Origin of the sequence: Saccharicrinis fermentans DSM 9555 = JCM 21142 (genome assembly GCF_000517085.1) — a bacterium.
Lineage (GTDB): Bacteria > Bacteroidota > Bacteroidia > Bacteroidales > Marinilabiliaceae > Saccharicrinis > Saccharicrinis fermentans.
The window spans coordinates 5,431,044-5,451,923 of sequence record NZ_KI912107.1; the positions used below are offsets into that span (position 1 = coordinate 5,431,044).

Here is a 20,880-nt window from a genome sequence, read left to right on the forward strand (position 1 = left end):
TATGAAAAGAAGAAATTTTATACGAAACATAGGAGCAGCGGCAGCGGGTAGCTTTGCTTTGGGCGGAGTGCCGCTTAGGGCGATGAGGCCAGGTGCTGCTATAGCTCAAGCGGCATTGGATGGTAGTAATGATAATGTGTTAATATTTATTCAACTGCACGGAGGGAACGATGGATTAAATTCTTTGGTTCCTGTCAGTCAGTACAATGAGTACTATAATTTGAGGGCTAATATTGCTTTGCCTGATCATGGTCAGAGGAGTTATATCAATATTGATGATTCTATTCCTGAAAGTAAACAGGTGGGGTTACATCCGGATATGATTCACTTTAAACAATTGTATGACGAAGATAAGGCCGTGGTGATACAAAACGTTGGATATCCTGATATGAACGGTTCTCATTTTAGAGGGCGTGACCTGGTTTTTATGGGGCTGGATGGAACAGAAGATCAAGCTGATGTGAGTTCTGGATGGATGGGACGCTTCCTGAACCTTGAATATCCCAATTATCCGGATGCATATCCCAGTGAAAGCATGAGAGACCCTGTTGCCATTGAAATGGGGAGTTCCATGTCATTGGCTTTTCATAGGGAGCAAGGTATACCAGTGGGACTGAATGTACAGAGCCCGGAAGCTTTCTATGAACTGATAAATGGGGTAGGTGTAGACAATGCCACGTTGTATAAGCCTGAGGGATACGCGGGAGATGAATTGGAATACCTGTGGCAGTTTGAGGGCATGTCTAATGTGTATGCCGAACGGTTAAAACAGGTATATGACTATGGGTCTAACTCTACGGTGGAGTATCCTACGGAGTATCCGGCACCTACCCTTGCGCTGTATAAAAAAAATGCTTTGTCGGGACAGCTAAGGTTGATTGCTCGTTTATTAAAAGGTGGAATTAAAACCCGCATTTTTATGTGTCGTATGGGAGGTTTCGATACGCATGGTAATCAGGTGGATGAGAATGATGCAACGCTGGGTATCCATGCTTCCTTAATGTATCACCTATCATCTGCCATTAAGGCTTTTCAGGATGATCTGGCTAATTTGGGATTGGAAGATAAAGTGTTGACCATGACCTTTACAGAATTCGGGCGCCGGGTAAAATCCAATGATAGTTATGGTACAGACCATGGAACTTCCACTCCGGTTTTTGTTTTTGGTAAAGCAGTTAAAAGTCAAGTGGTGGGCGATAATCCGGATTTGAGCGATCTGGTTGGGGGTAATATGAAATATCAGGTGGATTATAGACAGGTGTATACATCGGTATTGCAAGATTGGTTTGGTGCAGGTAAAGAAGCTTTGGAGGCAGCCCGTTTTAGCGAATTTGTAGATAGTAGAATAGATATTTTTGGATTGGATATAGGAGTCAAAGAGCTGGAAGCAGGTAAGGTAAATGCCATTGCTTTTCCTATTCCGGCAACCGATACTCTTACCTTTCAGTTTAATATGCCGATGCCTGGAAATGCCGTTATAAAGCTCTTTGATGTGAATGGCAGAATGGTGTATCAAAAGCGTTTGAATTATTTATATTATGGTTCGCAGACCTTTGTGTTGCGTGTGAGTAGTCTTCCTGCGGGCCAATATGTATTTACAGTTGGTACCAACCAGTATACCGAAAGTGGAAAAGTTATTGTGAAAAGGTAGGTCAGAAATGAACCACAAAAAAGCCAAGCGCGAAATACCTGTTTTTTTGCACTTGGCTTTTTGTTTTTACGGTTGATTGCTTAAATAGAAAATCTATTACGAACTAAATTCATTCTTAGGAGATGAGGTTTCATCGCATCACTCGTGGTTAAAATTTATTTTGTCACTGGGTATTTTATAGAGTATAATGCGTTCATATCGTCCAACTATCATTGTTTTTCCAACAATAACCAGTCCACCATCATTGGCTTGAAAGAAACTGGCTATTTCTACGGGATTTGTATGGCCCAGATATAGGGTATGTTTCAGTTCGTAGTTGAGTGCGTCAAAAAAGTACAATGCCAATTGATTGCTGTTTGTTGTGGCGGCATAGATCAATATTTCTTGTTCGTTGATTGCTTCGCGTATGATTCTTACGTTCGATTTTGTTGATAATTCAGGATAGGCCTCGTCTTCTAATTGGCTTACGTTCTGAATGCCATCTATATCGATTGAGCTTTTCGTGGCCAGGGCTATTTCACCAACATTAAATTTAGATTTGGCGATGGCAAAGGTTCCATCATTATTCATAGCAAAAGCTCCAATACCACCTTGTTCTTGATATCCGTTTACCCTACCGCTGATTATTGGGGTGTTATGCTGAACGAAAAGTAAGGATAATGTATAATTAGAGAAGGCATTAATGCCATAGTAGTTTATGCCACTATAATTGAAAGAATGTATAAAAAAGGGAAAGGGAGCCCGTTGTTTTTTTAGATGTTGGAATATGTCATATGAAAAGTCTTTATTTGTGGGAGTGCTAAGCTGAAAGGATATATTTAAAGATGTGTCATACCCAGTGATCACAGTGTTGTATGCTATTCCGTCGTAGGATGCGATGATAAGAGAGTTGGTTTCTGGTGAATAATGAGCGGCAAGTGGATAGTTGACCTGCATGCTGCCAATCATTGTTATAGCTCCGCTTTCGGCGTTGATCTCCATCATTTGGGCGGTAAAAGAATGGTCGTCCATACAAACAAAGCGTATTTTCCCGTCAATATTCATTAATTCGGAGACTGGACTAATATAGGTGGGATCCACATTTGTTTCCCATACCATGTTTCCGTTTTTATCTGTTTTCATCACGTGAATGGTGGGGTAACTGGTATACTGAGAATCATTGATGGCAGATAGAATAAGGATACTACCATTGGTAGATTCAATGGCATCAACTGGGTAGTAGGACCTGCTTACATCCTTGTCGTCATATACCTTTACAAAATGGTAATCGGGGTTGATATCACTGTCTTTAATGTCGCAAGCTGTCGTTACAAGTACAAGTAAAGCAATGCTTATTATTGTTTTCATATACTCTAATTAATTACAAATTTTTAAGCCACTATTTCAGTGGAGCTATTAATATTTTTCTCTCTCGGGTCAAGACATATGTAATCTTGACTGTAAGGCGTTTTATTTTTTACAACGCTATAAATTGTTCTCAACATTTTATTTGACACATTATTCATAATTAAATAATGAGGTTTGCCCTCTAACTTTTTCTTTTCGTAATACAGCCTATATTCTTTATTGTGCTTGACAGCAGACTTAGCACCCATATAAAGGAGAGCCTTTAATTTTCGATCTCCAAACGGGCTTATTTTTGCTTTGCCGACCATCTTTCCTGACGCATTGGGGAAAGGGCAAATCCCCACATATGAAGATGCCTTTCGAGCGGTGTCAATCACAAGAAAGTTCCCTGTTTTAATAATCAAATCCGTGGCTATAACAGGCCCTATTCCTTTTACGCTGACAACTAGTTCATAATTGTCGTTCAGTTCATTGTTTGCCGTTATTATAGCTTCTATTTCACTTTCTACTTCTTCTATCTCTTTGTTTAAATTGAATATAGCTTTATCTGCATATTTATGTGCACTTACGCTTTGTATGGGCACATTGGAACGACCGTGCTCTCCTGTTCTTAAAACCTTTCTTGCCTTCACTAATTGAGAACGCAGTGTATACAAACTTTTCAATTCAACTATCTCTTCTGAATCGTACTGCTTGTATTTTAACTTATCAAAGAATCGCTCTCCATATTCTCGTATTCTAGCGGCATCTATATCATCAGACTTTCCCTTTATCATACCTAGGCTATGCTTTATGGTATAACCCGGTATCAAGGCTATATCTATTCCTAACTGGTTGCATAAATAAACCAATAAGTCTCCATAGGAACCTGTATGCTCAACACACAATACGGCATCTTCTGATACGTTCTCTAAGAACTTTGATATGGCACTTAGTCTGTTCTTCACTTGTTTCTTCTTTTCTTTTCCATTCTTGTCAATAAAGTTTACATCAAACTTTTCCATTGATAAATCAATTCCATATACTTGCATAAACATTTTGTTTTATGCTCCGTATTGAGTGGCTAACATCGTGATAGTGGGTTCTGCCCTAAATACTCTCTGGCTTTTACTCAATAATCTGCTGTTCTTAATATGAAACTTAGATTCAATCTATCTGTTTAATAAAGTTAACGCAGCAGATGGAGCTTTTTAACCAATATAAGGGTATTATTTCTTATTCATTTCTAATAATATTTTACGTACCACAAACTAACGATATGTTTATCTTCTTCTTTTTTCTCTTTGTTGCTTAAAGTAGTTACACTCTACCTCAGATCGTTTGGTGATTTTACTAATGGGGAATATCACAGAAAGATTGATTTTTAAGGTATGTAGATTCAGGTCATCTTGCACATCATAAGAGCTGCCCACAAACAAATCATTTGCATAGCGATTTTTTTCATTGGTTACATTATTGATGTTGATATTGTATGAAGCACCAAGCATGAGTATGATCTGGTTTAAATCGTATGATATACCGGTGCCAAATCCTAATTTGAATTGGCTGGTAATATAACTATCACTATAGTCAGACTTTAAGGATGTGCGCTGCACGGTGGAAGAAGAACTACCGTTGATTCGAATGAAATTCGTATTAGCCGTTTTGTCGGCAGTATGCATCATCCCATAAGTAACGATGCCTTCTACATAAGGTTTGAAGTTCGCAGTGCCCACATAATATCGAATGGATAAAGGAATTTCAAAGTAACGGAGTTTCTGGGTATGATCTGTTTCTTTATTCAGAGTGGCACCCGTTTCTTCGTTCCAGCTTTGTTCACCATTGTAGGAGTATTGATAGGTGTTATATGAGGGAAGCAAACCTAGGTGCAAATTGCCGAAAGCAGGATAAAACATGGCAAAGCCGAATTGATGTCCCATATTACTGAGCGAACTGCTGTAATCTTTAGGAGCAATAGACGCAGTAGGACCTAAGTGATTCGTCACGCTAAAGGTATTTAATACCGATGGTTGCGTAAAATTAACGCCTCCGTAAAAGCCAACCAGCCATGTAGGTTTGTTTTTATCTCCTCTTGCTGCATAAGCAAAATGGAAAAAACCAACTGCCAGCGTCATGAGTAGCAAGTGTTTTTTCATTGTGTTGTGCGTATTCATATAGTCAAAAACGAAGAAGATCTTCACATAGTGTGTGATGATCAATAAAAAATATTTTTGCACTGTGAATTTTTTATTCGTGCCTAGATGTATTTATTCTTTGTATACAAAGAAGATTGCTTTACTTTTGCATTCGAATCATCATAAAATAATTTCATGAAACAGATCCTTATCAGCACCTTGGTGTTTCTAACCTTATCGTGCCAGCAGAAACAAAATGATTATGTAAAAATTGAAGGGTCTATTTTTGGAACCTATTATCATATCATATATCAAGCCAATCAAGAAAATGATACCTTGGATAAAGGAGTATTGCAAGTACTGAATGAAGTGAATGCATCTTTATCAACCTATGTAAAAACATCCACCATTAGTGTGTTTAATCAGAGTTCGAAGGGGGTTGTTCCGGACGCTATGATGAAAAAAGTATTTGTAACAGGGCAGGATATTTTTAAAAATTCAAAGGGTGCTTTTGATATGACCGTGGGGCCATTGGTCAATGCTTGGGGCTTTGGTTTTAAAAAGCAAGATCAGGTCACTGCAGAATTAATTGATTCTTTACGCAATAACGTGGGGATGGATATGGTTCAGCTACAGGATGGATTTTTAAAAAAAGAAAGGCCTGGTATTATGTTGGATGCCAGCGCTATTGCAAAAGGGTTTGGAGTAGATGTGGCTGCTGATTTTTTAGCTTCACAAGGTGTTAAAAACTATATGGTGGAGATTGGAGGAGAAATAAGAGCTAGCGGTATAAACCATAAAGCCATTCCGTGGCGTGTTGGTATAGATAAACCCATTGATGATAAGGCGGCTCAAGACAGAGAGTTACAAGCCGTTCTTTCGCTCTCGGATGTTGCCCTGGCCACTTCCGGAAATTATCGGAATTTTTATGTGAAGGATGGAAAAAAATATGCCCACACCATTGACCCTAACACAGGATATCCTGTGCAACACTCCCTGCTTAGTGCATCCATTATTGCACCAGATTGTATGCATGCCGATGCCTATGCAACAGCATGTATGGTAATGGGTTTGGAAAAAGGGTTTGCTTTAATTGATTCACTGCCTGATACCAAAGGTTATTTTATCTATGTGGATGAAAATGGTAAAAATAAAGTGAAGTTCACAAAGGGATTTAAAGATTTATTGGTGGAAAATTAAGCCATTGAAAGCAGTGGAAAGTCATACTAACAGCTGAGTGTTTGACTTTCTCCGTCACCACCTAAGTGCAGAGGTTTAATTTTAATGGTTTCTTTTTGAGCTAGTTTATCCTGGGTTGTGGCACACGAAATACCCCTCTTCTGCATTTCTTTGTTACTTCCGATATGGATATTCGGAAATTTCCCTTTCTTTTTAATCAAAATACTGATAGCCATCAATACAAACACCACTGCCACCAATACAATACTAAGTAATAATACTTTTAAAAACATAGCTTTTCTGTTTTGATTTTGAATACGCAAAAATACGCTTTTTTAATATTTAATAAACAAACTGTATAGAAATATGTTTGAAGATTGGAAAAGGAAAGGCAAAATCGCATTTTAGTGGCATAAATTGAACTACGTATTTATTACACTAGAGAATGACACATAGCAGTTTTATTTAGAATAATTCTTATTAGCTTTGTTCGTCGGTAAAAAAAGGGTTATAATCATTTTGGAATTTTTAAAATGAGTGAAGGATGTATTGTCTAAACTCTAATAGTCTATTATAAAAATATGATATCGAATTCAGGAATCAGTTTTGACGAGTTTAAAAAAGAGGTATTGCGAGATTATCGTGTGGGTCATATGAGCCGTAATATGAGCATAACCGGTCGTAAAGAAGTTTTGAGTGGTAAAGCTAAGTTCGGAATATTTGGCGACGGTAAGGAAATCGCTCAGATAGCGATGGCTAAGCAGTTTAAGAAAGGTGATTGGCGCGCTGGGTATTATCGCGACCAGACTTTTATGTTGGCTGCAGGAATGACCACGCCGGTAGAATTTTTTGCCTCCCTCTATGGAGAAACGAACACAGAACGAAACCCCGATAATGGAGGCCGTTCCTTTAATAATCATTTTGGAACACGAACGATCACAGATACGGGGGAGTGGAAGAATATTGTGGATATCAAATGTACATCATCTGATATTTCGCCTACGGCAGGGCAAATGCCACGTCTCATTGGTTTGGCTTATGCTTCAAAGTTATATCGCAGTAACCCTGGCTTGAAACAGGCTAAAATATTTAGTAGAGGAGGCAATGAGGTGGCATTTGGTACTATTGGTGATGCCAGTACTTCTGAAGGTCACTTTTTTGAAACCATGAATGCCGCAGCCGTTCATCAAATACCCGTTGCCATGTCGGTATGGGATGATGGTTTTGGGATATCTGTGCCCAAAAAAATTCAGACTACCAAGGAAAGTATTTCGGAGCTGTTGAAAGGCTTTGAAAAAGGAGCGAGAGATACAACAGGTATTGTTATTTATAAGTTAAAAGGTTGGGACTATGCAGGTATGTGTCAGGCTTACGAAGAAGGAGTGGCCCGATGTCGTAAGGAGCATGTGCCCGTATTGTTTCATGTGGAGGAGGTTACTCAACCAGTAGGTCATTCTACCTCCGGTTCACACGAGCGCTATAAGACCGAAGAACGTCTGCAATGGGAAAAGGATTTTGACTGCCTGGTAAAGATGAGGGAATGGATCATAGAACGTTCCTTAGCTACTGCTAAAGAACTGGATGAATTAGAAAAGGACGCACGTCAGGAGGTGCAGGAAGCAAAAAAAGAAGCCTGGAAACAGTATACGACTACCCTTAAAGAGGAAAGGGATGCGCTCTTGAATCTGGTTGAAAATAGGACGTGTGAATGCAGCGGAAAAAAGAATGAGCGAATTGATGCCATGGCCAATGGACTTAGAAATGAGCTTACCTTGAATCGTAAAGCGATTCTTTCTACTGCTCGAAAAATATTGCGTCATATTTGTAATTCGTGTAACCATACGGGTAGTCTGAAAAATAATTTGCAGGATTGGATCAGAGATTATCGTTCCAAGGCACATGAGATGTATAATGATAGGTTGTACTGTGAGGATGAATTTGCAGCCTTGAAAGTGCCAGTGGTTCCTCCTCTTTATCCTAAAGAGATTGAGAGTGTGCCGGGAAGGGAAATTTTACGTGATAATTTTGATGCTTTGTTTGCTAAGGTGCCTGAGTTGGTCACTTTTGGTGAGGATACAGGTGTTCTTGGGGGGGTGAATCAATCCATGGAAGGTTTGCAGAAAAAATATGGTTCATCGCGCATATGGGATGAGGGAATACGTGAGACAACTATCATCGGAACTGGCTTGGGAATGGCCTTACGTGGCTTTCGACCTATTGCCGAAATTCAATATTTTGATTACCTGATGTATGGATTGCAAACCATGAGCGACGACCTGGCTACCCTGCGTTATAGAACCAAAGGAGGACAGAAAGCGCCTATGATTGTTCGAACACGAGGACATCGACTGGAAGGTATCTGGCATTCTGGTTCACCCACCAGTATGGTGATCAATTCCATTAGAGGTGTGTACGTTTGTGTGCCGCGTGATATGACCAGAGCAGCCGGTATGTATAATACACTGGTTCAGGCCGATGATCCTGCATTGGTGATTGAACCACTCAATGGATATCGTATCCGGGAACCGAAGCCTAGTAATATTGGTGAATATAATATACCATTGGGAATACCCGAAGTATTGCATGTTGGACAAGATGCTACTTTGGTGACTTATGGATCCTGTGTTCGTATTGCGCAGGAAGCAGTGCAACAGTTAGGAGAGATTGGAATATCTGTTGAGCTGATTGATGTGCAGACCTTATTGCCTTTTGATATCCATGGGGTGATATTGGAATCTGTTAAAAAGACCAATAGAGTGGTGTTTTTTGATGAGGATGTACCTGGAGGAACAACCGCATATATGATGCAGCAAGTGATAGAAAAAGGAGGTGGTTTTAATTACTTGGATTCTGCTCCACGAACAGTTACGGCAAAGGATCACAGACCTGCGTTTGGAACAGATGGAGATTACTTTTCAAATCCAAGTGCCGAAGATGTATATGAGGCTATTTACGATATGATGAGTGAAGTGAATCCTCAAAAATTTCCACCCATCTATTCATAATGATATTGCTTCCCCATTGCTTTTGCCTTTGGGGAAGATTTTTTGCCGCACGGTTTTATTTGCCTATTTTTTTTGTGTGCGCAAATTTTCTATTACGATAGATTTTATTTGTGGAGTGATATTTTCTTTGGTGTCATTTTTCTTTCCAATGGCATGCTGAATTTGCCGTCAGGTTCAATTACCAGACGGTGATTTAATTCCGGAAAGTCTAGCTTTGTGAGATCCTTGATTTTATGAATTACACCATTGCTGTGATCGTAACTTAATGCCACATTCTTAATTTGTTTAAAAGGGATGATCTCTCCTTTAATAAACTCTCCTTTTCGGTTGGTATATACTTTAATAATGGGAGTAAGTGCATTGGGGCCGGTTAGATTGAAGCGCGAATAAGTAGCGAAATTACCCATGCTATATATGATAAAACGCTTCTGGTAATCTCTATGGCTCTTGTAACATGCGGTCCATGACCGAAGATGATATCTGCGCCGGCATCAATCATGGCATGCGCAAACTCATATACATTGCTCCTGTTTTCGCCGTAAAATATTTCTTTTTTGCGTGTTACATGTTGATGCTTGGCCCCTTCAGCTCCACCGTGGAATGAAACGATGACAATATCACAGGAATCTTGTAGGTTTTTTACAATTCTGATGGCATTGGGTAGGTCATTGATGTCTACTGTCCCTGTGTTAGGTGAGAATCCAGCCAAACCAATCTTTAGTCCTTTGGAGGTGACGGTAACGGTTGGTTTATCAAGTAAGCCCGACCAAGCGATGTCTAGTTTGTCTAAATGATAACGGGTGGTTTGCATTCCCAAGTTTCCAAAATCACGAATGTGGTTATTGGCCAGGTTGAGAAGGTCAAAGCCCATTTCTTTCAAGGTTAGCCCATATCTTTCTGGCATCTTAAAAGCATAACATTTGGTGGTGTCTTTACAACGTTTCACCACAGGGCCTTTGTCCAGAAGACAGGTTTCAAGGTTTCCAAAAGTGACATCGGCACTTTTTAGATAAGGAATAGCTTCTGAAACATAGGGTAGAGGATCGTTATTGGGTGGGAGGTAACTCTTTTTAGGAAAATCTGTTCCTAACATCATATCTCCAACGCCAACAAAGGAAATTAAGCTGTCGTTTTGAGTTTGTGAATTTACAAAGCTTACCAAAGTGGTTAAAAAGCATATTAATAGGATTCTCATATCTCCGTTTTTTTTCAAAAGTAGCTTTTACAGATCGTCATTCCAAACCAAAACTTTGTAAAAAACCACTCCACCTTCTATAAATACGAATATAGAAGCTATAATGATAAGTTTCAAAAGCCATAGGCTTTTTTCCTGTTCTAACATAGTAAGTTTCTGATTTTTCAACGTGGCCTCGTGTTTACGCAGCTGACTTTCGTATTCGTTTTTGATTTCAAATAGCTCCTTGTTTCTGTCGCTGGTACTGCTAAAAACACTGTCGTTCAGTTGTTTTGATTGCAGTAGATATTTGTAAGCTTGTTTGGTGTTTCCTAAATCCGCATATAGTTGCGATATGTTTAACAGTACCTCTACTTTATTGGAGATGTGTGCTTCGAAAGAGTCGATGGCAAAAATGGCTTTTTTGAAATAATTGATGGCCTTTGGGGGTTGGTTTATCTGTTGATAATAACGTCCCATATATTCGTAAATAAGACAGTGTATACTTTTTAAAGAGTCCTTATGGCGATCTTCTATGCGCTGTAGTATTTGTAGAGCCTCTTTTAAACGATACATGGTGAGATAGAGTTCAGAAAGCTGCAATTCGCCATAATCATTTCAAACATTCTATGTTGTAGGAATTGCGTAACGATGGTAAAAATGCTCGAAAGCAATATTTATTGCCATTTGGTAAAAATGAAGTAATATTGCAGAAGAATAGAATGATTGGGTATATCCTCATAAAACAGCCTATTAATAGCTGAAGCATGCCTTACAAAGAACCGAAAATAGAAAAGATGTATTACGCCATCGGTGAAGTGGCGGCGATGTTTGATGTTAATACTTCGCTTATACGTTTTTGGGAGAAGGAGTTTGATATCATTAAACCATTTAAAAACAAGAAAGGGAATCGGCTTTTTACGCCGGCTGATGTGGAGAATTTTCACTTGATCTTTCACCTGGTGAAGGAGAAGGGGATGACTTTGAAAGGCGCAAAGAAAAAGCTGGAGGAGAACCGCGAGGATACGATTAATAATTTTGAAGTGATCACCAAATTAAAGGATATTAGAGCTGTTTTGTTGGAAATGAAAGAAAACCTGGAAGGAGAGGGTGATGCTGACAAGAAATCTTAATGGGCTAGATCGCTTATTGTGTTTGGGGGGAAATATAAACACATTAAAATGTGTAATTTTTTTACCAAAGAAAAATTTATAGTACCTTGCTTGGGGTTTATTTTATAACAACCACTAAAAGATGCGAATAAAGGAAATAACAAAAATACTTGAGGACTTTGCCCCGTTATCGTTTCAGGAGAGCTACGATAATGCAGGTCTGATTATTGGAAATAAGGATGATGTGCTTACGGGGGTGTTGATAACGCTGGATGTCACGGAAGAGGTGATTGATGAGGCCTTAGAACTGGGATATAACTTCATTCTTGCGCATCACCCTGTTGCTATGGGAGGTGTTAAGCGATTTAATGGGAATAATTATACGGAACGGATCATCATAAAAGCCATAAAAAATGAGATAGCCATTTATGCTGGGCATACCAATGTGGACAGTGTGATGAAAGGGGTGAATGGTAGAATATGTGAGAAAATTGGACTGAAAGACTGCAAAATATTGGATCCTAAGAAAAAAGAACTGTTTAAGATAGTCACTTTTGTTCCTGAAGCCCATGCAGAAGAAGTGCGACGATCCATGTTTGAGGCAGGTGCCGGACATATAGGTAGTTATGACTCCTGTAGTTTTAATTTACAAGGGCAGGGTACATTTAAGGCAGGAGATCAAGCCAATCCTTTTGTGGGAGAGAAGGGAGCGCTTCATTTGGAAAAAGAAGTGAGGATTGAAACAGTTGTGCCTGCCTACTTGAAAGAGCAGGTAGTGTCAGTTATGACGAAAATACACCCTTACGAAGAAGTGGCTTATGATATTTATCCCTTGGAAAATAATTATGAGCAAGCAGGATCAGGAATGTATGGAGTGTTAGAGTCGCCCGAGGATGAACTTTCTTTTCTAAGAAGAATTAAACAAACATTTGGAGCAGGTGTTGTTAAATATACCCGACTTTTGCATAAACCAATTAAAACAGTGGCTGTTTGTGGAGGCGCAGGGAGTTTTTTGATCGATAGAGCAAAAAGAGTAGGGGCGGATATCTTTATCAGTGGTGACTTTAAATATCATCAGTTTTCGGATGCCGAAAATGAATTAATAATAGCCGATATTGGGCACTTTGAGAGTGAACAGTTTACTAAAGAAGTTTTTTTTGAGCTACTTACAAAAAAAATACCTAATTTTGCGGTTCATTTATCGAAAGTAAATACAAATCCTATTAAATATTTGTAGCAGAATGGCAACAAAAAATAAAAACGCTGAAATGTCTGTAGAAGAAAAGTTAAAGGCATTATACGACTTGCAAAAAGTGGCAACTGAGGTTGACAAGATTAGAACACTTAGAGGTGAGTTACCACTTGAAGTACAGGATTTGGAAGACGAGATTGAAGGTCTTGAAACACGTATTTCCAATCACGACAAAGAAGTTAAAGCGTTAAACGATTCTATTTCAGCAAAGAAAAACGAAATTAAAGAATCCGGTATACTCATTAAAAAATACGAGGCGCAACAGTCAAATGTTCGTAATAATCGTGAATTTGATTCTTTATCGAAGGAGGTAGAGTTCCAAAAACTTGAGATTGAACTGGGCGAAAAAAGAATTAAAGAGTTTACCGCAGAGCTGAGCAATAAAGAATCTGTCATAGAGTCTTCTAGACAGTTGTTGGAGGATAGAAAAGCTGACCTTGCCGCCAAAAAGAAGGAACTAACTGAGATTGTTGGTGAAACACAGGTGGATGAGGAAAGAAAAATTGAAAAGATCGCACAAATCGAAAGTACCATCGAAGAGCGTTTATTGATTGCTTTTAAACGTATCCGTAAAAATGCCATCAACGGATTGGCAGTGGTGACTGTTGAACGGGATGCTTGTGGTGATTGTTTTAATAAGATTCCACCTCAACGTCAGTTAGATATTAAATCTCGTAAAAAAGTGATCGTTTGTGAATATTGTGGACGAATCTTGGTGGATGATGAAATTGATCAAAAACCGGTTGAAGAATAACATCAAATCATATAAAATACTAAAAGGCCGCTATTAAGTGGCCTTTTTTATTGATTATACTTTGCTTTCTGCTTATTTTTGAGTGTCATTTAACTATTTTTTTATGTGTTGGGTTTCGAGGATAAAACTATTTTTAGCTATAATCGCTGTGTTTTTGGTGTCATGTGATGCCATGGCTCAAAGTGAGAAGTCCCCGTTTCAAAAAACTTTGTATGACATCTTAAGTCTCGATTCAATTCAAACGGACTCTATGTTGATGACATTGGATAATCGTTTAGAAAAGGCCTATTTGATGCATTATAAGATCTTTATCAAGCAAATGTTTGATGGACAATGGCCTCTTGATTACGACCGTCAATTGGAGCTTATTGTGGATTCTTTGGAGGAAAATGAAAGTAAGGATGAAAGAGCTATTGCTTTTTTATCGGAAGTTTATATTCAAAAGGGAATCATGGAATTTAGCGTGGAGCACCAAAGAGCTGCGGTGTTTTCCTTTTTTAAAGCCTATCGATTTTGGAGAAGAAGCAAAAGTGAATATCCCCAGCTGACGGAGAATATAAAATTAGCTGGTGTGTTTAACTTGTTGATGGGTAATATGCCACAGCCTTATCGGAGAATGGCTGGCTGGATTGGTTTTTCAGGTAATGATTCCATTGGTTTTAATGCCTTAAAAACTAATTATTATGCCAATTCCCATAAAGAGGGTAGCAAACAGGAAGCCCTCTTGTATTTGGCTTATGCCTATTTGAAATTTGATCCTGGCGAAGAAAAAATTAAAAATTTAATTCTGGATTCCTCATTTGAAGATCTGTTGCCTCTTACTCAGTTTATTGTTGCCAGGTGTGCCTTTAAAATAAGAAAACCTGTGTTGAATGATGCTTGGTTAAGGAATAGTGAGCGTGATGATTTTTTGCCTCTTGTTTATCTGCGTGGCAAATATAAAGTGTTGATCAACGATGACAGTGGAGCGGAAGATCTGGTGCTTTTTTCAAGACGCAATACTTCGGGGCAGTTTCAGGCAGATGCTTATCGTTATCATTCATGGCAACTGTTCCTAGAGGGTGATACCTCGGGCTACCTGCAACTCCAAAATAGCATAAAAGACTTGAATTATTATCCAACCTGGGAAGACAAGCAAGCTAGAAATGAAAGTGGTTTGGATGTGATGCCTCATAGTATGTTATTGCGCTCGCGCTTGTTGTTTGACGCAGGTTATTATCAGGCAGCCATTGATAGTCTGTTAACGGTGGATTTTAAAAGTATAAGTGAACCGGGCCAACAGGTAGAGTTTCAATATCGATTAGGAAGGTGTTATCACTTATTGAATCAGCGTACTACGGCTATTTTTCACTATACAGAGGCCATTAGACTGGGTGAAAATGATACCCGGTATTTTGCACCATATGCTGCCGTGTTTACTGCAGAATTACACAAGGATCAGAACCCCGTTACAGCCAGGTTTTTTTTAGAAGAAGCAAAGCGCCTAAATAACGGAGAATATAAGGATGCGGTAGAAAGAAAAATTCAACTTTTAAGTGAGCAGCTCGAAACCCCTCATTAGTCCAGTACAAAAGGATATTATTAGATCGTTTTATTAGTGCAATTTACGCCAGTCTAGGGGCTTTGATATGGGTGAAAATTTGTTTTTTGAGAAGCTGTTACTTGACATTGTTTTTGAATCATGATAAATTGCTGTTCGAATAAGGGATGTTTTTTTGATTTTGTATGATGGTTTGTTTCTTTTTGTTATTCATTTAATTTAAGATTTTACCAATCAACATATTGGCTTATGAAACGCGTTTTTCTTTTGTTTACTGTGTTATCTACTTTTTATTGCGCAATAGGACAGGTGGTTATTAGTGAAATTATGTATAATCCTCCGGAATCAGGGAGGGATGTTATCGAATTTATTGAATTGTATAACAACGGTACCGAGGTGGTTAACTTAAAAGGCTATACATTTAGCGAAGGGATTGATTTTACTTTTGGCGAAGTGGAAATGCAAGCAGGAGAATATATCGTGCTTACGGAAGATAAAGCAGAGTTAGAAACTTTTTTTAAGATTGCCGACACTTATGAATGGAGTGGTGCTTTGGCTAATTCAGGAGAAGCTTTGACACTTCTGGATGGAATAGATGGTGATTTGGTGGATTATGTGTTTTATGATAATAGTGGCGATTGGCCCTCGGAAGCTGATGGAAAAGGGTATTCTATTATTTTGTGCGATCCAAATAGTGACAATTCGGATCCATTGCATTGGCAAAAGGCAGGTACTGATTCAGGGTTGAGCAGAAATGGATTTGTAGTATTTGCGAGTCCTGGAAGTGAAAATAATTGCATCACCAGTAACGTCTATTCGAGGAAGCAGAATGGTGTTAAAATATATCCTAATCCGGCTTATAACGATTTGCAGGTCTGTGTTTCAGGATTGTTGAAGGTGGAAATTATATCCGTATTGGGAGATGTGGTGCTGGAAAAATCTGGTAATGGGAGAAGTGAACTTAGATTGTCTCTCATTGATTTGGTTAATGGTATTTATATTGTGAGAGTTATTTTGTTGGATGGATCCATAATCACCCAAAAGTTAGTAAAAAAGTGATGGTGTTTTTTGGGGAAAAGGAATGGATATTTTTGTGCAATAGTGCATTTGATGATTGGTTTAGAACGACTTAATCTATCTTTTTTCCGAATTTTATAATGACGAGATAAAGTACAGTAAATCCTGTTAATAAGAGTACCCATATAGGAACGCCAAATGCACCAGGTATCGTTCCCACAAATAGGGAGACTGTACCTACCAGTAAGGCATAAGGTAATTGAGTTCGTACGTGGGCAAGATGGTTGCATGAGCTGGCCAATGAGCTGAGAATGGTTGTGTCGGAGATGGGCGAGCAGTGGTCACCCAAAACGGACCCTGCTAAAACAGTTGATACTACGTTGTAAAAAACAGGCAAGGCGCTGTTTATATCCATTCCTGCATCCATGGATATTTTCCAGCAAGCAGGTAATATAAGCGGATATATGATGGCCATGGTACCCCATGAAGATCCGGTGCTGAAAGCTATCAGAGCTGAGAATACAAAAGCAAGTGCCGGAATCCAGTATGGGTTAAGTTGAATGCTCCGCATGGTTTCTGTAATAAACGAAGCGGTGTGCATATCTGTGGTGATCAGTGCAATGCTCCAGGCCAAGGTTAATACCAATACGGCATTAAACATGGTTTTGAAACCATTTACCAATCCTTCAATGGTATCTTTAAAATTTAGTATTCTCTGTGCGGTGGTTAATATGATAGCCATCAGAACGCCCCCTAAAGATGACCATATTAAGGCTTTAAAGGAATCAGCATTGCCAATGATGATGGAAAGTTTTGAGCTAAAGTCAATACTTTTGCTATGCCATACCTCCGTATCGTAGCCAGTGTAAACTAATCCGCCTATTGTGCCCAAAATAACAACCATTACCGGTATAAATGCATTATACCATCTTCCTTTTACCCCAGTATTCAACTCTATCTCCTTCATGATTTGGGGTGCGTGTGACGAGTTATGCAGACTATCTGGTGAGTTTGCTGCATATGCTTTCAGTTCTGCTTTTAGCATAGGACCAAAATCCCTCTTTTTTAAGATGAGCATCAATACGAAGCCCAAGGTAAAAATGGGATAAAAAGCATAGCTTAACGAGTTTATAAATACCTGATAAGCCGACTTGTCAATGCCAAGCTGATTAATTCCTTCACTGATATAGCTTAATTCAGCACCTATCCATGTAGTAATAAAAGCAACCGAAGCGATGGGGGCCGAGGTGGAATCTACAATGTAAGCCAGTTTTTCTCTGGATACCTTCAGTTTATCAGTAACCGGACGCATTGTATTTCCTACAACCAGGGTATTGGCATAGTCGTCGAAAAATATCATCAGCCCCATTAGCCAGGTAATAAACTGTCCGGAACGACGGTTGCGGGCGTAGCGTGCCAGGATGGATACAATGCCCTTCATGCCTCCGTTTAAGGTAATGAGTGTCACCATACCTCCAATAAGCATAGAGAATATGATGATAGAAAGATGATCCGAATCTAACAGTGCAGACAAAGCATAGGTGTCCACTACGCTAAATAAGCCCTTAAATAGGCTTATAAACAACGAAAAGCCTTTGTACTTCCATATGATAGTCGTTCCTACCAACAAGCCAACGAATAAGGAGGAAAAGACTTCTTTGGTCAGTAAAGCCATGAAGATAGCAATTAGGGGAGGCCAGATGGAGAACCATAAGGGGATGGGACTCAGTTCTTTTTCATATAAAACAGTTGTGTCTGCAACCGCTTTTAGTGTGGTGGATTCATATAAGCGGGTTTGAAGAGAGGCATAATTATTGTCCCAGTTAATCAGCTGTTTTTTTCCATTAAGTGTAATTTGAATTTGTTCTTTTATAGAATCGGGAAAAGCATCGAACTGTAATTTAATATCTGTTTCAATGGAGGTAACAAAAATGTCAGATGAGATGAATTCAACGGTGCTATTTTGAGCTTGTATGCCTTTTGCAAACAGGGTTAGGATTAAAAAAATGGCTATTTTGACTCTTGACATCTGTTTTTTGCGAATCTTGTTTTTGCAAATATAGGCTTATTCTTTATTTTGTATTATAAAAAAATATGATTCTGTGAAAATATTACATTAAAATCAACAAATAATTTTTAATACATCTGATTAATTATTAATTTAACCTTAGCTAAATATTTTATATGAGGAAATTGGATTTTAATATTTTCGAGAATCGTTTGCCAAAGTTAAAGCCTCAAAAAGGTAGAATTCTTATTGCAGATCCTTTTCTGAAAGGACCTTATTTTGGTAGATCCATTATTTTGCTGACTGAGCATGGCGATCATGGAGCTGTTGGATTTGTGCTTAATAAATCCAGTAATTTATATCCCGACGAAGTTATTGATGATCTGTTTTCATTTAAAGGCGAGTTGTATATCGGAGGTCCTGTTTCTGGAGATACACTTCATTTTTTACATACGCTGGGCGATGTTGTACCAGGTGCGGTAAAAATTACCGACAGTATTTATTGGGGTGGTGATTTTGATACAATAAAAGATTTAATCAATAAGGATTCTGCAAATTATAAACAGGTGAGGTTTTTTGCGGGTTATTCAGGCTGGTCTCCCAAGCAGTTGGAGGCGGAAATCGAGGAAAATTCCTGGATTGTAACCGAGATAGAGGATGAGATGATTATGGACGGGGATGATGAGAGTATCTGGAAATATAGCATGGAGAGTTTAGGGGATGTATATAAAGCCTGGTCGGGTTTTCCTGAGGATCCGTCTTTTAATTAAATGTGTATTGGTTTAATAATTCAACTATTTTTTTTGCGAGTTGGCAGAAATATCTTTTTTCCTGAAAGCCAACAAGCCATTGTATGCCTTGTATTGCATTGGTAATGAATATTTCATCCGCATCTAATAATTCTTGCTCAGTAGCTCCTTGGGTTTCAATAACTGGTGCCAGTTGATGTTTTCTTATGATTTTGATCAAAAGCTGGCGCATGACCCCATCGACACATCCGGAAAAGACCGAAGGGGTGTAAATGGTGTTGTTTTTTACCCAAAAAAGGTTAGAACTGTTGGCTTCTATAATTTTGTTTTTTTCGTTGATGAGCAGGCACTCGCCCAGTTCGTTTGCTTCCTTAAAACAGGATGCTAAAACGTAATGCAAGGAATTGGCATTTTTAAAAAAGGAAATAGGGTTGTATTGTTTTTTTATTTCGCCATAAACATCTGTCAATAATCCTTTGGTGTTTAGTTGGTATTGTGCAGTGGGAAGGTCGGAGGATTCTATTAAAAAATTGACCTTGTGGTTTTGTGGGGTGTATAATCCTTCTCCATCCCGATAAACTTGCAAACGAACCCTTGAAGCAGTAAAACTTTTTTTCTTTTGTAATAGTTTAATGATCATTTTCTCCAGTTCGTTTTGTCTGGGTAAGGAGGCTAGATCCATTTTGAGGCTCAACATAGCTTTTGTCAACCGTTTGTAATGTAGTTCAAAATGAAGCGGATAGTGGCCGTTACAACGGATGGTTTCGAAAATTGCATCCCCATACTTAAAAGCGCGGTTGTTATAGGCGATGGGAATCTGTTCTTGCGGATAAATTTTTCCGTTAAATAGTGCTGACATCATTGACTATTGATAGATATTATTTCGTTTGCTTCTTTAAAAATAGAAGTGTTTTTTTTAACCTTAAAGCAAGCCTTTAGCCCCGCTGCTTTACCTGCTTCTATATCTCGCTTCGAATCGCCAATCAAAAATGACTGATCGGGGTCTATGTTTAATTCCTGGATGGCCTTTATGATCATGCCCGGTTTTGGTTTTCTGCATTCACAGGAGCTTACAGAATCGTGGTGTGGGCAATAGTATATTGCATCAAATTCAGCGTTTTGTCCTTTTAGATGAAATTGCATAAAATCGTGCAGTTTTTCTACTGCCTCCGTGTTGTATTCTCCTTTGGCAACACCTCCTTGGTTGGTGATTAAGATTGTTTTATATCCGGCTTCCTTTAGAAGCGAAAGAGATGCTTCAATGTCAGGATTAAAAATAAAGTCTTCAACTCGATAAATATAATAATGGCCTTGATCGCTATTGACTACTCCATCTCTATCAATAAATACTGCTTTGTTCATTTTAAAAACGGCATTAATTCATGAATAAAATGTAAGAAAAGAGATGGTTTATAGATAATTGGAAAAACAAAACCGAAAATAGCTCCCCAAAAATGAGCATCGTGCCCTACGTTATCAATATTTCGTTGTGCCATAATTCTTGAGTATACCAAATAAGCAACCCCAAAAATAATTCCGGGAATAGGGATGGCAAAAAATAAATATAGTTTTGCATAAGGAGCAAAAAAGATACTCGCAAAAACTACTGCGGATACTGCGCCGGAAGCGCCAATGGAACTATAATAAGGATTGTCCTTTTCTTTAAATAGAGAATACATGCTTGAAAAAACCAAACCAGCAAAGAATAAAATTAAAAACATGATATTTCCTCTACCTGAAAAAGCCTGATTGAAATAATATATGACAGCATTCCCAAATGAATAGAGTACAAACATATTTACTAGAAGGTGTGTCCAGGATCCATGAATAAAACCATGAGAAAGTAGCCGGATATATTCTTTTCGATGAATGATCTGGTAAGCGTTGAATTTGTATTTGTCAAAAATATGGGGCTGGCTAAAAGCTATAGAACTCACAATTCCAATGGCCGCTATAAGTATTATAAGTACATTCATCT

20 protein-coding genes are annotated in these 20,880 nt (G+C 38.5%); 9 read left to right on the plus strand and 11 right to left on the minus strand.

What is annotated here, in order from left to right:
* The first annotated feature begins 1 nt into the window (after position 1).
* Positions 2 to 1,651 carry a DUF1501 domain-containing protein gene (locus tag CYTFE_RS27705; protein WP_052343369.1) on the plus strand — a complete coding sequence of 550 codons (1,650 nt, stop codon included), beginning with the start codon at positions 2 to 4 and terminating at the stop codon, positions 1,649 to 1,651.
* 138 nt (positions 1,652 to 1,789) lie between these two features.
* On the opposite strand, the gene CYTFE_RS0122270 is transcribed toward CYTFE_RS27705, so the two are convergent.
* From CYTFE_RS0122270 to CYTFE_RS0122280, 3 genes are all read right to left on the minus strand, one after another.
* Complete coding sequence (locus tag CYTFE_RS0122270; protein ID WP_027473634.1) at positions 1,790 to 2,998, minus strand: hypothetical protein; 1,209 nt, start codon at positions 2,996 to 2,998, stop codon at positions 1,790 to 1,792.
* Positions 2,999 to 3,021: 23 nt separating this feature from the next.
* Positions 3,022 to 4,029: an IS110 family RNA-guided transposase gene (locus CYTFE_RS0122275; RefSeq protein WP_044262557.1), complete on the minus strand. Its 1,008-nt coding sequence runs from the start codon at positions 4,027 to 4,029 to the stop codon at positions 3,022 to 3,024.
* 231 nt (positions 4,030 to 4,260) lie between these two features.
* Entirely contained in the window at positions 4,261 to 5,214 is a 954-nt protein-coding gene (locus CYTFE_RS0122280) for a porin family protein (protein ID WP_154665717.1), read from the minus strand.
* A gap of 93 nt (positions 5,215 to 5,307) precedes the next feature.
* Between CYTFE_RS0122280 and CYTFE_RS0122285 the strand changes: the two genes are divergently transcribed.
* Positions 5,308 to 6,312, plus strand: a complete 1,005-nt coding sequence (locus CYTFE_RS0122285; RefSeq protein WP_027473636.1) for an FAD:protein FMN transferase — start codon at positions 5,308 to 5,310, stop codon at positions 6,310 to 6,312.
* Positions 6,313 to 6,338: 26 nt separating this feature from the next.
* Here the strand turns inward: CYTFE_RS0122285 and CYTFE_RS27710 are convergent, their stop codons facing one another.
* On the minus strand, positions 6,339 to 6,584 hold the full coding sequence (locus CYTFE_RS27710) for a hypothetical protein (protein ID WP_200871166.1): 246 nt from the start codon (positions 6,582 to 6,584) through the stop codon (positions 6,339 to 6,341).
* Between the two features lie 288 nt (positions 6,585 to 6,872).
* On the opposite strand from CYTFE_RS27710, the gene CYTFE_RS0122295 reads away from it, so the two are divergent.
* On the plus strand, positions 6,873 to 9,296 hold the full coding sequence (locus CYTFE_RS0122295) for an alpha-ketoacid dehydrogenase subunit alpha/beta (RefSeq protein ID WP_044211719.1): 2,424 nt from the start codon (positions 6,873 to 6,875) through the stop codon (positions 9,294 to 9,296).
* Positions 9,297 to 9,400: 104 nt separating this feature from the next.
* Here CYTFE_RS0122295 and CYTFE_RS29130 read toward each other — a convergent pair whose 3' ends face one another.
* The 3 genes from CYTFE_RS29130 to CYTFE_RS0122305 are packed head-to-tail and all read right to left on the minus strand — an operon-like array spanning position 9,401 to position 11,046.
* On the minus strand, positions 9,401 to 9,703 hold the full coding sequence (locus CYTFE_RS29130) for a hypothetical protein (RefSeq protein ID WP_052343370.1): 303 nt from the start codon (positions 9,701 to 9,703) through the stop codon (positions 9,401 to 9,403).
* Positions 9,667 to 10,491 carry a CapA family protein gene (locus CYTFE_RS27715; protein ID WP_052343371.1) on the minus strand — a complete coding sequence of 275 codons (825 nt, stop codon included), beginning with the start codon at positions 10,489 to 10,491 and terminating at the stop codon, positions 9,667 to 9,669. Before CYTFE_RS27715 ends, CYTFE_RS29130 begins: the two co-directional genes overlap by 37 nt.
* A gap of 27 nt (positions 10,492 to 10,518) precedes the next feature.
* Positions 10,519 to 11,046 carry a tetratricopeptide repeat protein gene (locus CYTFE_RS0122305; protein WP_027473638.1) on the minus strand — a complete coding sequence of 176 codons (528 nt, stop codon included), beginning with the start codon at positions 11,044 to 11,046 and terminating at the stop codon, positions 10,519 to 10,521.
* Positions 11,047 to 11,237: 191 nt separating this feature from the next.
* On the opposite strand from CYTFE_RS0122305, the gene CYTFE_RS0122310 reads away from it, so the two are divergent.
* The 5 genes from CYTFE_RS0122310 (at position 11,238) to CYTFE_RS29135 (ending at position 16,187) form a co-directional block, all read left to right on the plus strand.
* Positions 11,238 to 11,603 (plus strand): MerR family transcriptional regulator, encoded by a 366-nt coding sequence (locus CYTFE_RS0122310; protein WP_027473639.1) that lies wholly within the window; start codon positions 11,238 to 11,240, stop codon positions 11,601 to 11,603.
* A 121-nt stretch (positions 11,604 to 11,724) separates the two neighbouring features.
* Positions 11,725 to 12,819, plus strand: coding sequence for a Nif3-like dinuclear metal center hexameric protein (locus tag CYTFE_RS0122315; protein ID WP_027473640.1), 1,095 nt, complete (start codon positions 11,725 to 11,727; stop codon positions 12,817 to 12,819).
* 4 nt (positions 12,820 to 12,823) lie between these two features.
* On the plus strand, positions 12,824 to 13,588 hold the full coding sequence (locus CYTFE_RS0122320; RefSeq protein WP_027473641.1) for a zinc ribbon domain-containing protein: 765 nt from the start codon (positions 12,824 to 12,826) through the stop codon (positions 13,586 to 13,588).
* Positions 13,589 to 13,838: 250 nt separating this feature from the next.
* Positions 13,839 to 15,149 (plus strand): tetratricopeptide repeat protein, encoded by a 1,311-nt coding sequence (locus CYTFE_RS0122325; RefSeq protein ID WP_154665718.1) that lies wholly within the window; start codon positions 13,839 to 13,841, stop codon positions 15,147 to 15,149.
* A gap of 228 nt (positions 15,150 to 15,377) precedes the next feature.
* Positions 15,378 to 16,187 (plus strand): lamin tail domain-containing protein, encoded by an 810-nt coding sequence (locus CYTFE_RS29135; protein WP_052343372.1) that lies wholly within the window; start codon positions 15,378 to 15,380, stop codon positions 16,185 to 16,187.
* A 70-nt stretch (positions 16,188 to 16,257) separates the two neighbouring features.
* On the opposite strand, the gene CYTFE_RS27725 is transcribed toward CYTFE_RS29135, so the two are convergent.
* The gene (locus CYTFE_RS27725; RefSeq protein WP_052343373.1) at positions 16,258 to 18,174 is read right to left on the minus strand and encodes a Na+/H+ antiporter NhaC family protein; all 1,917 of its coding nucleotides are present in this window, start codon (positions 18,172 to 18,174) and stop codon (positions 16,258 to 16,260) included.
* 155 nt (positions 18,175 to 18,329) lie between these two features.
* Here CYTFE_RS27725 and CYTFE_RS0122340 point away from each other — a divergent pair, with 155 nt between their 5' ends.
* The gene (locus CYTFE_RS0122340; RefSeq protein WP_027473643.1) at positions 18,330 to 18,923 is read left to right on the plus strand and encodes a YqgE/AlgH family protein; all 594 of its coding nucleotides are present in this window, start codon (positions 18,330 to 18,332) and stop codon (positions 18,921 to 18,923) included.
* Here the strand turns inward: CYTFE_RS0122340 and CYTFE_RS0122345 are convergent.
* From CYTFE_RS0122345 to CYTFE_RS0122355, 3 genes are read right to left on the minus strand one after another with little or no spacing between them, the layout of a single operon-like run.
* A complete protein-coding gene (locus tag CYTFE_RS0122345; protein ID WP_052343374.1) occupies positions 18,916 to 19,764 on the minus strand; it encodes an aminotransferase class IV in 849 nt (282 codons plus the stop codon). The two genes, CYTFE_RS0122340 and CYTFE_RS0122345, sit on opposite strands and share 8 nt — an antisense overlap.
* A complete protein-coding gene (locus tag CYTFE_RS27730) occupies positions 19,761 to 20,264 on the minus strand; it encodes a D-glycero-alpha-D-manno-heptose-1,7-bisphosphate 7-phosphatase (protein WP_044211724.1) in 504 nt (167 codons plus the stop codon). Before CYTFE_RS27730 ends, CYTFE_RS0122345 begins: the two co-directional genes overlap by 4 nt.
* Positions 20,261 to 20,878: a rhomboid family intramembrane serine protease gene (locus tag CYTFE_RS0122355; protein ID WP_027473645.1), complete on the minus strand. Its 618-nt coding sequence runs from the start codon at positions 20,876 to 20,878 to the stop codon at positions 20,261 to 20,263. Before CYTFE_RS0122355 ends, CYTFE_RS27730 begins: the two co-directional genes overlap by 4 nt.
* Between the last annotated feature and the right edge of the window lie 2 nt (positions 20,879 to 20,880).

Bases quoted from the DNA above. Each gene is read 5' to 3' on its own strand.
- CYTFE_RS27705 (WP_052343369.1), top strand. From the start codon at position 2: ATGAAAAGAAGAAATTTTATACGAAACATAGGAGCAGCGGCAGCGGGT.
- CYTFE_RS0122270 (WP_027473634.1), bottom strand. From the start codon at position 2,998: ATGAAAACAATAATAAGCATTGCTTTACTTGTACTTGTAACGACAGCT.
- CYTFE_RS0122275 (WP_044262557.1), bottom strand. From the start codon at position 4,029: ATGCAAGTATATGGAATTGATTTATCAATGGAAAAGTTTGATGTAAAC.
- CYTFE_RS0122285 (WP_027473636.1), top strand. From the start codon at position 5,308: ATGAAACAGATCCTTATCAGCACCTTGGTGTTTCTAACCTTATCGTGC.
- CYTFE_RS27710 (WP_200871166.1), bottom strand. From the start codon at position 6,584: ATGTTTTTAAAAGTATTATTACTTAGTATTGTATTGGTGGCAGTGGTG.
- CYTFE_RS0122295 (WP_044211719.1), top strand. From the start codon at position 6,873: ATGATATCGAATTCAGGAATCAGTTTTGACGAGTTTAAAAAAGAGGTA.
- CYTFE_RS29130 (WP_052343370.1), bottom strand. From the start codon at position 9,703: ATGGGTAATTTCGCTACTTATTCGCGCTTCAATCTAACCGGCCCCAAT.
- CYTFE_RS27715 (WP_052343371.1), bottom strand. From the start codon at position 10,491: ATGAGAATCCTATTAATATGCTTTTTAACCACTTTGGTAAGCTTTGTA.
- CYTFE_RS0122305 (WP_027473638.1), bottom strand. From the start codon at position 11,046: ATGTATCGTTTAAAAGAGGCTCTACAAATACTACAGCGCATAGAAGAT.
- CYTFE_RS0122310 (WP_027473639.1), top strand. From the start codon at position 11,238: ATGCCTTACAAAGAACCGAAAATAGAAAAGATGTATTACGCCATCGGT.
- CYTFE_RS0122315 (WP_027473640.1), top strand. From the start codon at position 11,725: ATGCGAATAAAGGAAATAACAAAAATACTTGAGGACTTTGCCCCGTTA.
- CYTFE_RS0122320 (WP_027473641.1), top strand. From the start codon at position 12,824: ATGGCAACAAAAAATAAAAACGCTGAAATGTCTGTAGAAGAAAAGTTA.
- CYTFE_RS0122325 (WP_154665718.1), top strand. From the start codon at position 13,839: ATGTTGATGACATTGGATAATCGTTTAGAAAAGGCCTATTTGATGCAT.
- CYTFE_RS29135 (WP_052343372.1), top strand. From the start codon at position 15,378: ATGAAACGCGTTTTTCTTTTGTTTACTGTGTTATCTACTTTTTATTGC.
- CYTFE_RS27725 (WP_052343373.1), bottom strand. From the start codon at position 18,174: ATGTCAAGAGTCAAAATAGCCATTTTTTTAATCCTAACCCTGTTTGCA.
- CYTFE_RS0122340 (WP_027473643.1), top strand. From the start codon at position 18,330: ATGAGGAAATTGGATTTTAATATTTTCGAGAATCGTTTGCCAAAGTTA.
- CYTFE_RS0122345 (WP_052343374.1), bottom strand. From the start codon at position 19,764: ATGATGTCAGCACTATTTAACGGAAAAATTTATCCGCAAGAACAGATT.
- CYTFE_RS27730 (WP_044211724.1), bottom strand. From the start codon at position 20,264: ATGAACAAAGCAGTATTTATTGATAGAGATGGAGTAGTCAATAGCGAT.
- CYTFE_RS0122355 (WP_027473645.1), bottom strand. From the start codon at position 20,878: ATGAATGTACTTATAATACTTATAGCGGCCATTGGAATTGTGAGTTCT.